The sequence below is a fragment of the Pseudomonas sp. NPDC089534 genome, from assembly GCF_044749305.1.
Classification (GTDB): Bacteria; Pseudomonadota; Gammaproteobacteria; order Pseudomonadales; family Pseudomonadaceae; genus Aquipseudomonas; species Aquipseudomonas ekonensis.
Genome location: NZ_JBIVHR010000008.1, coordinates 23922 through 38699 on the forward strand (window position 1 = coordinate 23922; position 14778 = coordinate 38699).

The 14778-nt window shown below is 65.4% G+C and carries 11 protein-coding genes; 1 reads left to right on the forward strand and 10 read right to left on the reverse strand.

Annotated features, from left to right (window positions below):
• The first annotated feature begins 8 nt into the window (after positions 1 to 8).
• Complete coding sequence (locus ACIP0B_RS03805; protein ID WP_400829912.1) at positions 9 to 908, forward strand: LysR family transcriptional regulator; 900 nt, start codon at positions 9 to 11, stop codon at positions 906 to 908.
• Between the two features lie 256 nt (positions 909 to 1164).
• Here ACIP0B_RS03805 and ACIP0B_RS03810 read toward each other — a convergent pair whose 3' ends face one another.
• From ACIP0B_RS03810 to bioF, 10 genes are all read right to left on the reverse strand, one after another.
• Positions 1165 to 2943 carry an acyl-CoA dehydrogenase C-terminal domain-containing protein gene (locus ACIP0B_RS03810; protein ID WP_400829913.1) on the reverse strand — a complete coding sequence of 593 codons (1779 nt, stop codon included), beginning with the start codon at positions 2941 to 2943 and terminating at the stop codon, positions 1165 to 1167.
• 183 nt (positions 2944 to 3126) lie between these two features.
• Positions 3127 to 4923, reverse strand: a complete 1797-nt coding sequence (locus tag ACIP0B_RS03815; protein WP_400829914.1) for an acyl-CoA dehydrogenase C-terminal domain-containing protein — start codon at positions 4921 to 4923, stop codon at positions 3127 to 3129.
• Between the two features lie 91 nt (positions 4924 to 5014).
• The gene (locus ACIP0B_RS03820) at positions 5015 to 6304 is read right to left on the reverse strand and encodes a GGDEF domain-containing protein (RefSeq protein WP_400829915.1); all 1290 of its coding nucleotides are present in this window, start codon (positions 6302 to 6304) and stop codon (positions 5015 to 5017) included.
• Between the two features lie 209 nt (positions 6305 to 6513).
• Positions 6514 to 8628: a cytochrome-c peroxidase gene (locus tag ACIP0B_RS03825; RefSeq protein WP_400829917.1), complete on the reverse strand. Its 2115-nt coding sequence runs from the start codon at positions 8626 to 8628 to the stop codon at positions 6514 to 6516.
• Between the two features lie 263 nt (positions 8629 to 8891).
• Positions 8892 to 10697 (reverse strand): phenylacyl-CoA dehydrogenase, encoded by a 1806-nt coding sequence (locus tag ACIP0B_RS03830; RefSeq protein ID WP_085586330.1) that lies wholly within the window; start codon positions 10695 to 10697, stop codon positions 8892 to 8894.
• A 276-nt stretch (positions 10698 to 10973) separates the two neighbouring features.
• Positions 10974 to 11270 carry a pyrroloquinoline quinone biosynthesis protein PqqE gene (locus ACIP0B_RS03835; RefSeq protein WP_217894742.1) on the reverse strand — a complete coding sequence of 99 codons (297 nt, stop codon included), beginning with the start codon at positions 11268 to 11270 and terminating at the stop codon, positions 10974 to 10976.
• A gap of 121 nt (positions 11271 to 11391) precedes the next feature.
• Positions 11392 to 12072 carry a dethiobiotin synthase gene (bioD, locus tag ACIP0B_RS03840; RefSeq protein ID WP_400829919.1) on the reverse strand — a complete coding sequence of 227 codons (681 nt, stop codon included), beginning with the start codon at positions 12070 to 12072 and terminating at the stop codon, positions 11392 to 11394.
• Positions 12069 to 12878: a malonyl-ACP O-methyltransferase BioC gene (gene bioC, locus ACIP0B_RS03845; RefSeq protein WP_400829921.1), complete on the reverse strand. Its 810-nt coding sequence runs from the start codon at positions 12876 to 12878 to the stop codon at positions 12069 to 12071. Before bioC ends, bioD begins: the two co-directional genes overlap by 4 nt.
• A complete protein-coding gene (locus ACIP0B_RS03850) occupies positions 12871 to 13602 on the reverse strand; it encodes an alpha/beta fold hydrolase (protein ID WP_400829922.1) in 732 nt (243 codons plus the stop codon). The genes bioC and ACIP0B_RS03850 overlap by 8 nt, the downstream gene beginning before the upstream one ends.
• On the reverse strand, positions 13595 to 14773 hold the full coding sequence (gene bioF, locus ACIP0B_RS03855; RefSeq protein WP_400829924.1) for an 8-amino-7-oxononanoate synthase: 1179 nt from the start codon (positions 14771 to 14773) through the stop codon (positions 13595 to 13597). The genes ACIP0B_RS03850 and bioF overlap by 8 nt, the downstream gene beginning before the upstream one ends.
• Positions 14774 to 14778: the final 5 nt, after the last annotated feature.

Below are 14778 nucleotides of genomic sequence, written 5' to 3' on the forward strand. Positions count from 1 at the left end.
TATTGCTTATGGATTTCAAACAACTGCGTTATTTCGTCGCGGTCTACGAGGAAGGGCACGTCGGGCGGGCAGCCGAGCGTCTGTCGATCTCCCAGCCGGCCCTGTCCCAGCAGATCCGTCAGCTCGAACAGCACCTCGACGTCACCCTGTTCGAGCGCAGCAGCAAACGCCTGCTGCCCACCCTCGCCGCCCACACCTTGTACAACCACGCCTTGCCGTTGCTCGACGGCCTGCAGCGGGCGCGGGAAGCCTTGGGCAACTTCAAGGGCCAGGCCCTGCGCACCCTGGCCATCGGCGTGCTGCAGACCGTGCACACCAGCCTGGTGCCGCAGATGCTCGAACGGGTGCGCAAGGCCCAGCCCCATCTGGTGGTGCAGATCTACGAACTGACGGGGCTGGAGATCGAACGGCGCCTGCTCAACGGCTCGCTGGACATCGGCATCAGCTACCTGCCGCCGCGTCAGCCGGGGCTGCATGGCGTGAAGCTGTACGAAGACGAACTGACGCTGGTCATCCCGGCGGATCATCCGTTGCGTGAATTCAAGAAAGTCTCGATGAGCCAGGCCGCCGAACTGCCGATGTTGCTGCTGGGGGAAGAGTTCCAGATCCGCCAGATCTGGCAGGCGCAGCTGACCCGCCTCGGGCGGCGCCCGCAGGTGCAGGCGGAGCTGAACAACATGGTGGGGATTCTCGACAGCCTGCACCACACGCGGCTGGCGACGGTGCTGCCTGGTCGCTCGCAACAGGAATACGACGATCAGGGCCTGCTGTGGAAACCGCTCAGCGAACCGCGGGTGCCGCTGACGGTGGGGCTGGTGTGCCGCGACGTGCAACGCCAGCAGGCTTCGATGACCTTGCTGCGAACATTGCTGGAAGAGGTGATGCAGCGGGAGGACCGCACGCTGTAGGCCGCAAGAGACCTCGATGCGGCATCAGGAAACTTTTCTGCGGGCATAAGAAAACCCCGCCGAAGCGGGGCTTTGCAGACTGTTTCCCTGACATCCATTTCACTCCGCCACCCTGGCAGAATCCTACGTGTCCGTGTTGTTGCTTTGCGCTTCCTGCGCGACGTCCATGGAAAGTAGATTAGCTCTGGATCCAATCTGCGGATAGGGGAGAAAAGCGGCACGTCATGTAAGCGAAAGCTTACATGACGCGAAAGGCTCAGAACTGCGCCGCGTCCAGCAGGTACAGCGACTCGCTGCCGGCCTTCACCGAGGCGCTCAGCGAGTGGATCCGCGGCAGCAGGCGGGCGAAGTAGAACCGCGCGGTGCCGAGCTTGCTCGCGTAGAAATCGTCCTGCGCCTCTTTGCCCAGCGAGGCCTTGGCCATCAACGCCCACATGTAGGCATAGGCGGTGTAACCGAACGCTTGCAGATATTCGACCGAGGCCGCACCGATTTCGTTCGGGTTGGTTTTCGAACGGTCCAGCAGCCACGACGTCAGTTCGTCGAGGGTATCGACCGCCGCGTTCAGCGGCTGGGTGAATTCGGCCAGGCCGGCGTCGGCGGTCGCGGTGAAGTGGCGGATCTCATCGGCAAACAGCTTGTAGAACGCACCGCCGCTGCCGACGATCTTGCGCCCCACCAGATCCAACGCCTGGATGCCGTTGGTGCCTTCGTAGATCTGGGTGATGCGCACGTCACGCACCAGTTGCTCCTGGCCCCACTCGCGGATGTAGCCGTGGCCGCCGAAGACCTGCTGGCCGTGGACGGTGGTCTCAAGGCCCAGGTCGGTGAGGAACGCCTTGGCCACCGGCGTCAGCAGCGCCACCAGGTCTTCCGCACGCTTGCGGGTCGTGGCGTCTTCGCTGAACTTGGCGGTGTCCAGTTGCATCGCCACATAGGTGGAGAACGCGCGGCCGCCTTCGTTCGAGGCTTTCATGGTCAGCAGCATCCGGCGCACGTCCGGGTGGACGATGATCGGGTCGGCGACCTTGTCCTTGTTCTGCGCGCCGGTCGGCGCACGGCTCTGCAGGCGGTCACGGGCGTATTCGAGGGCGTTCTGGTAGGAACGCTCGCCGGTGGCCAGGCCTTGGATGCCGACGCCCAGACGCTCGTAGTTCATCATGGTGAACATCGCGGCCAGGCCCTTGTTCGGCTCGCCGACCAGATAACCTTCGGCTTCGTCGAAGTTCATCACGCAGGTGGCGGAGGCCTGGATGCCCATCTTGTGCTCGATCGAGCCGCAATTGGCCGGGTTGCGCGCGCCCAGGCTGCCGTCGGCGTTGACCAGGAACTTCGGCACCAGGAACAGCGAAATGCCTTTCGGGCCCGCCGGCGCGTCCGGCAGCTTGGCCAGCACCAGGTGGATGATGTTCTCGGTCAGGTCGTGCTCGCCGCCGGTGATGAAGATCTTGGTGCCGCTGACCTTGTAGGTGCCGTCGGCCTGAGGCTCGGCCTTGGTGCGGATGATGCCCAGGTCCGTGCCGGCGTGCGGCTCGGTCAGGCACATGGAACCGGCCCAGACCCCGGCGTACATGTTCGGCAGGTACGCGGCCTTCAGCTCTTCGCTGGCGTGGGCGTTGATCGACAGGCAGGCGCCGGCGGTCAGCATCGGGTACAGGCCGAACGCGAGGCTGGCGGAGTTGACCATTTCCTCGACCTGGGCCGACACGGCCTTGGGCATGCCCATGCCGCCGTAGGCCGGATCGCCGCCGACGCCGACCCAGCCGCCTTCGGCGTAGGTCTGGTAAGCCTGCGGGAAACCGGCCGGCGTGGTGACGGCACCGTCGGCCCAATGGCAGCCTTCTTCGTCGGCGGCGCGGCTCAGGGGCGCGATGCATTTGCTGGTGACCTTGCCGGCCTCTTCGAGAATCGCTTCGACGGTCTCGGCGTCGACGGTCTCGGCCAGCGCCGGCAGTTCGGCCCAGAGCTTGGCGACCTCGAACACTTCATTGAGGACGAAGCGCATATCGCGCAGCGGCGCTTTGTAGTCAGCCATGGCAAACCTCGCAGGATCTAAACAGGTGATTCGTGGAGTGGTGGTTTCGTTGAGCCGGAGTGTACATCAACAACTTTTGCGACACATAGGGTCAACAGATGACCATTACGTAATTTTTGGTCACTGCATTCCGGATGTGAAGACCTTGCGGCGAGGGCGCTCGGTCCCTCGCCACAGGAGACGTCAGAGCGAGAACAGCTCCGCCGGCAGCTTCATCAGGCAGTCGCTGCCCGCCTCGACCGCGGCCCGATGCGCGGCGGTGCGCGGCAGCAGGCGCTTGAAATAAAACTCGCAGGTCGCCAGCTTGCCCCGGCAGAAATCGCCGTCGCCCTCGCCCGTGTCCAGTTGCGCCTGGGCCACCTGCGCCATGCGCAGCCATAGGTAAGCGAGCACGATGTAGCCGCTGTACATCAGATAGTCCACCGACGCGGCGCCCACCTCGTCCGGGTTCTTCATCGCCGCGCCGCCGACCAGAAGGGTCAGTTCGCCCCACTGCCGGTTGAGCAGATCGAGCTGCTCCACAAACCCGCCCAACTGCTCATGGCCTGCGTTGGCTTGACAGAACTTGTGCACGATCCGGGTGAACCCGCGCAACAGCTTGCCCTGGCTGCCGAGCACCTTGCGCCCGAGCAGGTCCAGGGCCTGGATGCCGTTGGTGCCTTCGTAGATCGGCGCGATCCGGCAGTCCCGCACCAACTGCTCCATGCCCCACTCGCGGATGAAGCCGTGGCCGCCGAACACCTGCATGCCGTGGTTGGTCACCTCCAGGCCGGTCTCGGTCATGAACGCCTTGCAGATCGGGGTGAGGAACGCCAACAGGTCTTCCGCTTCGCGGCGGGCGGCCTCGTCCCGGCTCAGGTGAGCGACGTCGAGCATCTGCGCGGTGAAGTAGGTCAGTGCGCGGTTGCCTTCGTTGAAGGCCTTCATGGTCAGCAGCATCCGCCGCACGTCCGGGTGGACGATGATCGGATCGGCCGGCCTGTCCGGTGCCTTGGCGCCGGTCAGCGAGCGCATCTGCAAGCGGTCGTTGGCGTAGCGGACCGCGCCCTGGAAGCTCGCCTCCCCCAGACACAGGCCTTGCATGCCGGTGCCGAGCCGCGCGTGGTTCATCATGGTGAACATGCAGTTCAGGCCCTTGTTCGGCTCGCCGATCAGAAAGCCTGTGGCCCCGTCGAAGTTCATCACGCAGGTGGCCGACGCCTTGATGCCCATCTTGTGCTCGATGGAGCCGCAAGTGACGCCGTTGCGCTCGCCCGCTTCACCTGCCGCATCCGGCAGGAACTTGGGCACGATGAACAGCGAAATGCCCTTGGTGCCGGCCGGCGCGTCCGGCAGCTTGGCCAGCACCAGGTGGATGATGTTGGCGCTCATGTCGTGCTCGCCGGCGGAGATGAAGATCTTGCTGCCGGTGACCGCGTAACTGCCGTCGGCCCGGGGCACGGCGCGGGTCTTGATCAGGCCCAGATCGGTGCCGCAATGGGCTTCGGTCAGGCACATGGTGCCGGTCCAGCGGCCGGCGGTGAGCGGGGTCAGGTACGTCCGCTTCTGCGCGTCGCTGCCGTGGGCGTGGATCGCCGACATGGCGCCGTGGGTCAAGCCCGGATACATGCCCCAGGAGGTGTTGCTGGAGGCGACCATCTCGCTGACCGCCAGCCCCAGCGAACTCGGCAGGCCCTGGCCGCCGTAGGCCGGATCCGCCGCCAGCCCGTGCCAGCCGCCTTCGACGTACTGTGCGAAGGCTTGCTTGAACCCTGTAGGCGTCGTCACCGTTCCGTTGTCGAAACGGCAGCCTTCTTCGTCGCCGCTGCGGTTGAGCGGCGCCAGAACGTTCTCACAGAATTTCGCGCCCTCTTCGAGGATCGCATGGACCATGTCCGGGCTGGCGTCTTGGGCGCCAAGGGCCGCGTAGTGGGCGTGGAAGTCGAAGACGTGGTCGATCAGAAAGCGCATGTCGCGCAAGGGGGCCTTGTACTCGGGCATGGTGCTTCTCCTTCAGCGGTTTTCCCCCAACCTACTGCCGGCCGCCCTGCCCCCACAATCAACGTACAGGCGCTGAATGCGCCGTCATCAGTCAGCCCGCTGCATTTTCCGTGCGCACCGCGCCGCGGCGGGTCTGCCCGAACGCCATCACGCAGTTGCGCCCTGCGCCCTTGGCGCTGTAGAGCGCCTGGTCGGCGGACTTGAGCACCTCTTCCGGCGTGCGCTGCTCCAGGCGCTCGGCCGCCCCGATGCTGATCGTGACCGACACGCTGGAGGCCCCGGAACCGCCTCGGCGCTGCCGGCCCTGATGGTCGTCCTGGGGACGGCTTTCCTGGTTGCGCAACTGAATGCTGTAGGACGCAATCGCCTCGCGGATGGCCTCCAGGTGCGGCATGCAGTCCTCCAGGCTCTTTCCGGCGAACACCACGGCGAACTCTTCGCCGCCGTAGCGGTAGGCCCTGCCGCCGCCGGTGACTTTCGACAGCTTGCTGGCCACCAGCCGCAGCACCTGGTCGCCCACGTCGTGGCCGTGGGTGTCGTTGAATTTCTTGAAGTGGTCGACGTCGGTCATCGCCAACACATAGTTGCGCCCCAGGCGCTGCATCCGCTCGTTCAGCGCCCGGCGCCCGGGCAGGCCGGTCAGCTCGTCGCGGAAGGCCATCTGGTAGGCCTCGTGGGCGACCGCGGCGGCGATCATCAGCATCACCTGGCTGCACATGATGTTCAGGGTGAACGGCAGGATGAAGGTCTTGGGCAGCATCCAGAACACCCCGAGCAGGCCCACCAGCTGCGCGGCGTGCAGCGGCCGCGGGTTGCGCCAGTATTGCCAGGCCAGCAGCAGGAAGGCCGAGAGGAACACCGGGTACGACAGCTGGATCAGGCTCATCCACGCGCCGTGCAGCGCCGGCCAGCGGATTTCCGACAGCCACATCAACAGCGCCTGGGGATAACTCTGCTCCAGGCCCAGCGCCACGCTGCCGAAGGCAAGCAGCACGGCGAACCGCGCCACCATGTCCTGGAACAGGTGCGTGCGCTCCTGCCAGGCGGCGAACAGGCCGAACAGCAGCGGCAGCAGCAGGCAGACCAGATGGAACACCACCGCCGCGTCCTCGCGCACCCGGCCGTTGTCGCGGTAATAGTCAGTCTGGGTGTCGAGCAGAAAGTAGGCGATGTACACGGTGACCATCAGGAACAGTTCGCGCTGGCGGCGGTAGACCGCGCAATACGAACCGCCCAGCAACAGCACCAAGGTCGGCAGCACGTTGAACAGCGAAGTGAAGAACACGTTGAGGTCTTTGACATACGCAGCCGCCAACCCCGCGAGCAACAACAGCAGTGAAGGTAGGAAATGACTGAAACGTACAGCAGAAGAACGCGGCAAGGGTAAAGCTCCGACCCGTCATAGCAAAGAGATATCATTGTGCCTGCAATGCGGCCTGTTAGGCACACAAATGTGATCCACATCACAGCCAGTCTCTTTAACGGCAGAAACCCTCGATTTCTGAGCGCCGGACTCAGGTTTTTTGCAACGGGCGGACGTGCGGGGCCAGCATGGCCACCATTCCTGGTGGCCATGCTGGCAAATCTCCCTTACAGATCGTTGTAGAACGGCAGCAACGGCCCCTCTTCCGGCCGCCGGCCTTCGGCGCCGTAAGGTTTGAGGCTGATCGTCGCGTCCGCCGCCTGGCGGGTCGTCACCTTCGGACTGGCGGGACGCTGGGTCACCGCGTTCACATCGCCGACGTGCCCCTGCGGGAGGACCAGCGACGGATGGTCGAACGGCGCCCGCTCCCAGGCGACGCGCGGATCGGTCAGGGCCACTTCCATGAATTTCACCAGCGCGTCGACCTCGTCCGGCGTCAGGTTGAGCGCGGTCATGTCCGGATCGAGGTTGGACGTGTTGTGCTGGTTCACCGCCGGGTGCTCGAAGCCGCTGGTGTTGTTGGCGTCTTCGCCGCGCCGGTCGCCGCCGCGGTTGTAGAACTCCATCACTTGCTTGAGCGTCGCGCGGCTGCCGTTGTGGAAGTACGGCCCGGTGAGCGCGATGTTGCGCAGGGTCGGGGTCTTGAACGCGCCGTCGACCGAATCGCGGAATCCGACGTTCGGCTTGAGCGTGGCGTCGCACGGAATCGCGGCGCTGAGCGGCGCCTCGAAGGTGCACACGTCGACATTCAGCGGATCGGGGATCTGGCCGCCCTGCAGCACGGTGTTGTACTGGCGGGTGAACGACCACGGATTGCCCCACGCATCCGAACCGCCCAAGGCCAGGTCTTCCGCCGTCGGCCGCACGCCGGTGTTGTAGAAGCCGTTGTCGTAGAGGGTGGTCAGGTTGTCCGCCATCACCATCCGCTCGATGCGCTCACGCGGGTGCATCAGCAGGCGGCTGGCGGCGTTGGTCAGCTCGGGGCCGCCGTGGCAGTTGACGCATTTGCCCTTGCCGAGGAACAGGTTCATGCCTTCGACCTGCTGAGCGTTCATCGCCGTCGTGTCGCCTTGCAGGTAGGCGTCGATCGGCGCCTGATCGGAGACCAGCGTGGCTTCGTACATCTGGATCGCCAGCCCGAAGAACAGCGGGAAGTTGGCTTCCATCTGCGTATACGGCGCACCGCCCACCAGCACGTTTTGCGTGGCGTTCCACAGGCGCGGCTGGAAGGCGTTCTTGATCAGTTCGCGATAGGTCGGGCGGCGGGCGCCGGACACCGGCGCCAGCACCGAGTCGGTGGACGAGATCCGCTGCTGCTTGAGCATCAGCGTGTCGAGCATCCGCCGGCCGATGTCGGCGAAGGTGCGGCCGCCGCAGGACATCTCCACCGCACTGCCGGGCGGGCCCACGGCCTGGGAGGCGGCGGACGCGTCGTTGAGCGCCAGCTTCACTTTCTGCGCCACGCCGCTGCTGCCGGCGGTGACGTAGATGCCCGCATCCGGGTCGCGGTTGCCGAACGGCGAGAAACCGTTGAACACGTTGTTGGCCCGGCCGTCCCAGAAGTTGCGCACGTTGAAGGCCGCGTTGATCACCGACGGCGCGTTGCGCCCGGTGCTGCGGCGGACGTTGACGCCGCCGACCTGGAAGATGCCGTCCGGCTGCTGGGTGCACTTGTCGAACCGTGCCTGGTTGGGCTTGACGAAGTTGGCGTCGAACACGCCCTGGGAGCCGACCACGTCGTCCGTCGAGTACACGATGGGGGAGTTGCGCTCCAGCGGATTGCTCAGCACATGGGTCGGAAAGTCGGTTTTCTTCAGGGTGTAGTTCGGGCCGCCCTTGCCGCCGGACAGCGTGGCGTAGGACGCCACATCACCCGGAATGTTGGAGGCCACGAACGGCTTGTTGAAGATCGACGCGACGTTGGGGTCGGTGTGCGCCTGGCCGGGGTTGAGCTGGTTGGTGATGCGGTGGTCGACGCCCGCGTGGTAATGGCAGGAGGCGCAGGCGGTGGCGCCGTCGCTGCCGATCTCCATGTCCCAGAACAGCGCCTTGCCCAGCAGGATCGCCGCCTGACGGTTGAGCACGTAGTCGGTCATCAGGTCGACCTTGCGTCCGCCTTCGGTGCCCGAAGGATCCGGCGGCAGCATGCCGCGCAGGGATTGCAGGCTGGGGACTTCCGGGACAGGCGGATCCACTTCCGCCGGATCGGCGGCCATGGCGCCGTGGGCGCACAGCGCGAACGGAATCCAGAAGGTCAAACGAGCGGGTCGACTGATGTTCATAGGCTTCACCCTGACGGTTGTGTTCAAGTGGCCGGGCGTGATGCTTCTATGAGCAGGCAGTTCTCGTCAGCGCCGGTTGACAGGCGCGGTGCAATTAATTTGCCACTCCTTTCTGAAACATTTGGAATCAATAAACACAAAGCTTCGGCACAGGCCTGCGCCACGGCCACTGGGGAATCTCCCCCGATATCGGGGAAAAACGAGCGCAAAAAAAACCGCCGCCCCAAACGGGGCGGCGGTTTTTCGCAGGACAGCGCTTAGGCTCAGTAGCCCAGGGCGAAGTCTTCTTCTTTCATGTCCATCAGGTTGTTCGCGCCCGACAGCATGGCCGCCACGTGAGTGCGGGTACGCGGCAGCAGGCGCTGGAAGTAGAAGCGCGCGGTCTGCAGCTTGGCGGTGTAGAACGCCTCGTCGGTGGTGCCGGCGGCCAGCTTCTCGGCGGCCAGGCGAGCCATGTCGGCCCAGAAGTAGGCCAGGCAGGCGTAACCGGAGTACATCAGGTAGTCCACCGAGGCCGCGCCGACTTCTTCGCGGTCTTTCATGGCGGCCATGCCGACCTTCATGGTCAGTTCGCCCCACTCTTTGTTCAGTGCGGCCAGCGGGCCGACGAACTCTTTGACCGCTTCGTTGCCTTCGTTGGCCTGGCAGAACTTGTGGACGATCTTGGTGAAGCCTTTAAGGGCCTCGCCTTGGGTCATCAGCACTTTACGGCCCAGCAGGTCCAGGGCCTGGATGCCGGTGGTGCCTTCGTACAGCATCGAAATGCGGCTGTCGCGAACGTTCTGCTCCATGCCCCACTCGGCGATGAAGCCGTGGCCGCCGTAGATCTGCACGCCGTGGTTGGCGGACTCGAAACCGACTTCGGTCATGAACGCCTTGGCGATCGGGGTCATGAAGGCCAGCAGTGCGTCGGCCTTCTTCTTCTCTTCTTCGTCCACGCCGTACTTGACGATGTCGACCTGCTTGGCGGTGAAGTACACCATCGCGCGGTTGCCTTCGGCGAACGCCTTCATGGTCAGCAGCATGCGACGCACGTCAGGGTGCACGATGATCGGGTCAGCGGCCTTGTCCGGTGCTTTCGGGCCGGTCAGGGAACGCATCTGCAGACGGTCGCGGGCGTATTTCAGGCCACCCTGGAAACCGATTTCGGCGTGGGCCAGGCCTTGCAGCGCAGTGCCCAGGCGTGCGGTGTTCATGAAGGTGAACATGCAGTTCAGGCCTTTGTTCGCCGGGCCGATCAGGAAACCGGTGGCGCCGTCGAAGTTCATCACGCAGGTGGCGTTGCCGTGGATGCCCATCTTGTGTTCGATCGAACCGCAGGCCACGGCGTTGCGCGCACCGACGGTGCCGTCGGCGTTCGGCAGGAACTTCGGCACGATGAACAGGGAAATGCCTTTGGTGCCGGCCGGAGCGTCCGGCAGGCGGGCCAGCACGATGTGGACGATGTTGTCGGCCATGTCGTGTTCGCCGGCCGAGATGAAGATCTTGGTGCCGGTGACCTTGTAGGAACCGTCGGCCTGAGGTTCGGCCTTGGTGCGCAGCATGCCGAGGTCGGTGCCGCAGTGCGGCTCGGTCAGGCACATGGTGCCGGTCCACTCGCCGGAGACCAGCTTGGTCAGGTAGGCCTCTTGCTGCTCGGGGGTGCCGTGCTCGGAGATGGTGTTCATCGCGCCGTGCGACAGGCCCGGGTACATGCCCCACGACCAGTTGGCTTCGCCGACCATTTCGCTGACCGCCAGGCCCAGCGATTCCGGCAGACCCTGGCCGCCGTGCTCGACGTCATGGGCCAGGCTCGGCCAGCCGCCTTCGACGAATTGCTTGTAGGCCTCTTTGAAGCCGGTCGGGGTTTTCACGCCGGACTCGCTCCAGGTGCAGCCTTCGGTGTCACCCACGCGGTTCAGCGGTGCCAGCACCTGCTCACAGAACTTGGCGCCCTCTTCGAGAATGGCGTCAACCATGTCCGGCGTTGCTTCGGCGCAGGCCGGAAGGCTCTGATAGTGCGCCTCGTAGCCGAGCAGTTCGTCACGTACGAAGCGAATATCACGCAAGGGGGCCTTGTAGTCAGGCATAGCGATAAACCTCTGCTGATGTAACCGGGAATGAACGACCGCGTAGATTTGTTGTGACGGTCAAACAGTTGTTTGAAACATACGTTTACGCCGAAATCTTGTCAAGCGTCGATCTCTGGCCGTTTGTCATCGTCATGGGCGAACGCCAGACGCAGCCGTACGCCGCGCACCAGGTGAATGCACGCAGGATGAAAAAAGATTAGTTGAGGAAGAAGGACTTACAACGAAAACGCCGCGAACGGGTCGCGGCGTTGGGCAAAGCGGGGCAACAAGAAATCAGGCGTAGGTGTCGATCAGCGTACCGAGCACTTCATCGGAAGCCTTGGCCACTTTCACGCCCAGTTCCGCCTGGAATTTGCCCTGGGCCATCTCGACCATGCTGCTGGCCAGATCCGATTGCTGGCTGCGGTCCACGCCACGCAGGCGCTCGACCTGCAGTTCCGACGACTGGCTGGTGGCGGCACGTTCAATGGTGTTGCCGGCGATCTGGCTGGCCGCCTGATCGACGCGGTTCTGACCGGTCTGAATGGTGCTCAGCCCGGCGTAAAAAGCTGTGTTTCCGGAAATTTCCATGGAGCGCTCGTCCCTGGGAAGGATCAATGGCGACCATTGAACCAGACGCGTCAGAAAAACACCCGTCAAAAACACTAATGGCACAGTGCCTTGTCATAGGCAAAAGCCACGTTTCGCACACTCAGTCGAGCAGATCCAGGTGCAGGTGCCCGGCCACCGCCTCGGCACTGGCAGGCTTGAGCTTCGGCACCCGGCCCAGGCACGGCGCCGGAATCCGCTCGGCCAGCGTCGCCAGGTTCTCCTCCAGCCGCGAGGTTTTCGGGTCGATGATGTTCGCCACCCAACCCGCCAGCTGCAGCCCGTCCCGGGCGATCGCCTCGGCGGTCAGCAGCGCGTGGCTGATGCAGCCCAGCCGAACGCCGACCACCAGGATCACCGGCAACTGCAAGGCGATCGCCAGATCCGACAGGTTGTCCTGATCCGCCAGCGGCACCCGCCAGCCGCCCGCGCCTTCGATCAGCGTGAAGTCGGCGTTCAGTGACAGGATCTCGCGCATGGGCGTCAGCAGCGACTGCACGGTCAACGCGACGCCCGCTTCCCGCGCCGCCAGATGCGGTGCGATGGCCGGCTCGAAAGCGACCGGGTTCACCTGCTGATACGACAGCGGCAACGAGCATTCGGCCTGCAACGCCAGCGCATCCGAATTGCGCAGGCCCTTGGGCGTCACCACGCAGCCGGACGCCACCGGCTTGCCCGCCGCCGTGCTCAGCCCCGCCGAGCGGGCGGCATGCAGCAACCCGGCGGCCACGGTGGTCTTGCCGACGTCGGTGTCGGTTCCGGTGATGAAATAGGCTGCGCTCATAAGGGTTTCTCCAACACGGCATAGACCACTTGATAAGTCGCCGGCAGTCCCTGCGCCTGCCGAAACCGTTCGTACGCCTCGACCAGCCCGAGAATCCGCGCCCGCCCGGTCAGCCCGCCCGGCCGGCCGGGGTTGAGGTTGTGCGCGCCCAAGGCCTTGAGTTCATGGGTCAGGCTGCGCACGTCCGGGTAGTGCAGCACGTGGGGCCGGTTTTCCAGGCTGACCGTGCGCAAGCCGCTGGCCGCGCACAATTGCCCGTACCGCTCGAACTCGCGGAACCGGTTGACGTGCACCAGGCCATCGACCTGACGCCAACTGTCGCGCAGTTCGTACAGCGTCCCAGTACAAAGACTAGCAAACGCAAAGATCCCGCCCGGTTTCAGCACCCTCAAGGCTTCGCCGAGCACCGCCCCGAAGTCGGCGCACCACTGCACCGCGAGGCTGGAGAACACCAGATCGCAGGTCGAATCCCGCAAGGGCATGCGCTCGGCATCGCCGGCGATGAAGTGGTCGGCACCGCCCAACGGCCGGGCGTGGCTGAGCATGCCTTCGGCGATGTCCAGCGCCAGCCCTTGGCTGGCGTCGAAACGCTCGGCCAGCAGGCGCGAGAAATGCCCGGTGCCGCAGCCCAGGTCGAGCCAGCGCGACGGCGCAAAGCCCTCGGGCAGGCGCTGCATCAGTTGGTTGCCGACATCGCGCTGCAACTCGGCGACGCTGTCGTAGCTGCCCGCCGCCCGGGAAAAGGAAGCCGCCACCTGGCGCTTGTCTGGCAAGCCACCGGGGGCAGCGAAGAACAATTCAGTCATCACCGCACTCATGTAGAAAAGCCTGGATCGCGCCCGCCACACCCTCGGGGTTCTCCAGCGGGAACGCATGGCTGGCCTGCTCGACCAGGCCGACCTCGACATCCGCGATCAACGCGAACAGTTCGCCCGCCGCCTCGGCCGGCACCAACCCGTCGAGGCCGGCGAACAGGTGCAACTGCGGCCCGTGAAAGGCCTGCAACGCCGCGCGGGTGTCGAGGCGGGAAAGCACATGCAGCCCGGCCGTCAGCACGTCCGGCGATGTAGCTGGCGCACCGGCGAGCAATTGCCGCGACACGCCGCGCGGGTCTTGCGCGCCCTGGGCGCACAACAGCGAGAAGCGCTTGAGGGTCGCCTGCGGATCGGCGCGGCACCCGGCCAGGAACGCCTCGAAGGTGTCCTGCGCCATCGCGCTCGGCCATTGGTCGCGCACGACAAAGGACGGGTTGCTCGCCAGCGTCAGCAGACCGCAGCAATGCTCGCCGCGGCGCGCCGCCAGTTCGCTGGCGAGCATGCCGCCCAGCGACCAGCCGCCGAGCCAGGTGTCCTGGGGAATGCGCCGGTCAAGTTCATCCAGCCAGTCTTGCGGGTCGCCGGAGTCCAGCGCCGGCAACGGTTCGATCTCGACCTTCAGGTGTTCGTCGAGCCCGCGCAGTGCGGCGGCCATCGGCTCCAGCGGCGATGCGCCCAGTCCCCAGCCGGGCAACAGGATCAGGCGGTCACGCATGGTTCGGCTCCAAGGCAAGTCGGGCATGGCAGTCAGCCAGGCCGTCCAGCAGCTGCTGCACCTGGGCTTCACTGTGGGCGGCGGTGAGGGTCACCCGCAGCCTCGCGCTGCCGGCGGGCACGGTCGGCGGGCGGATCGCGGAGACCATCAACCCGCGCTCGCGCAGCATCTGCGACAGGCGCACCGCGCGCCCGGCGTCGCCGATCAGGATCGGCTGGATCGGCGTGAAGCTGTCCATCAGTTCCAGGCCGATCTGCTCAGCGCCCTGGCGGAAGCGGCGGATCAGCGTCTGCAGATGCTCGCGCCGCCAATGCTCGGTCCGCAGCAGCTCCAGGCTTTTCAGGGTCGCGCAGGCCAGCGCCGGCGGCTGGCTGGTGGTGTAGATGTACGGGCGGGCGAACTGGATCAGGCTTTCGATCAGCTCTTCGCTGCCGGCGACGAACGCACCGGCGGTGCCGAACGCCTTGCCCAGGGTGCCGACCAGCACCGGCACGTCGTCCGGGCTCAGGCCGAAATGCTCGACGATCCCGCCGCCGTTGGCGCCCAGCGGGCCAAAGCCATGGGCGTCATCGACCATCAGCCACGCGCCTTTGGCCTTCGCTTCACGGGCCAGCGCGGGCAGGTCGGCGAGGTCGCCGTCCATGCTGAACACGCCGTCGGTGACCACCAGCGTGTTGCCGGTGGCTTTCTCCAGGCGCTTGGCCAGGCTCTCGGCGTCGTTGTGCAGGTAACGGCTGAACCGTGCGCCGGACAGCAGTCCGGCGTCCAGCAGCGAGGCGTGGTTGAGGCGGTCCTCCAGCACCGTGTCGCCCTGGCCGAGCAGCGCCGTCACCGCACCGAGATTGGCCATGTAACCGGTGGTGAACAGCAACGCCCGCGGCCGGCCGGTGAATTCGGCCAAGGCTTCTTCGAGGGCATGGTGCGGGCCGCTGTGGCCGATCACCAGATGCGAGGCGCCGCCGCCCACGCCCCAGCGTTCGGCGCCGGCGCGCCAGGCTTCGATCACCTGCGGGTGATTGGCCAGGCCCAGGTAGTCGTTGTTGCAGAACGCCAGCAACGGCTGGCCGTCGACCACCACCTGCGGCCCTTGCGGGCTTTCGAGCAGGGGGCGCTGGCGATAGAGGTGTTCGGCACGGCGGGCGGCAAGGCGTGCGGCGAGATCGAAAGACATGCAGG